Source organism: Halomonas sp. B23F22_20, assembly GCF_043496985.1.
In the GTDB taxonomy this organism is placed as follows: domain Bacteria; phylum Pseudomonadota; class Gammaproteobacteria; order Pseudomonadales; family Halomonadaceae; genus Halomonas.
On record NZ_JBIEKH010000088.1, the window covers coordinates 1 to 705 of the forward strand.

A 705-nucleotide genomic window follows, 5' to 3' on the forward strand; every position below is an offset into this window, starting at 1 on the left:
TAAAAGTCCTTCTTTCGGTTTGGTTCAACAATTAGGAATAGAAGCTACTTTACCAAAAGCCAATGTGAACAGTAAAAGTGCTGCAGAAGTCGATGCTATGGAAGCAAGGGAGAGACGTCTCTATTACCGCTGGAAAGAGTATAGCAGGAAGGTAGAAAGTATAGAGCTAATGGCAGATTTTCTAGAGGATGAACAGCACCTAATCATTCTTGATTGTATGATGGAGGGAATGAGTTATCGTTCTGTAGCTGCTCATCTTGGGGTTAACAGGAACAAGATCAGAGAGATGAAAAGCATGATGCTATGCCAAATATGCCAGAAATGCCACTACTTGCATGATTTGGAATTAGAAAAATCTATCGTTTAAACTTGGAGGGAGGCCGGCGCGGCGAAGCACCCTGGCCAGAACAGTTGAATAATATTATTGAGGGGCACCCTTGCGGGTGTCTTTTTTAGAGGTTTTCACCTCTCATTGTAGAATTCCTACGAAGGAGGGGATTGAATGAAGCTCGTAATTACTTTTACTGATATTCATAATGAGAACGATCCAGAAGAGTTATTTTCAGTTCTAATGAGCAAAAGTAAAGGGCTTAGTGAGGAAGATCTCATTGAAGTTATTATTGAGTTGCTAACTCAGAGGTCTGAACATTGGCCTCAGGAACACTCGATTCTTCTTCTAGAGGATGACGTATTGTTAGAGGGCTT

Annotated in this window: 2 protein-coding genes; both read left to right on the top strand. The window is 41.1% G+C overall.

What is annotated here, in order from left to right; translation table 11 throughout:
* Nucleotides 1-367: helix-turn-helix domain-containing protein (locus ACGTN6_RS20705; RefSeq protein WP_394594957.1), on the top strand; the 367-nt coding region annotated here is incomplete at its 5' end.
* A 135-nt stretch (nucleotides 368-502) separates the two neighbouring features.
* The coding region (locus ACGTN6_RS20710; protein ID WP_394594959.1) for a hypothetical protein at nucleotides 503-705 on the top strand (203 nt) is incomplete at its 3' end.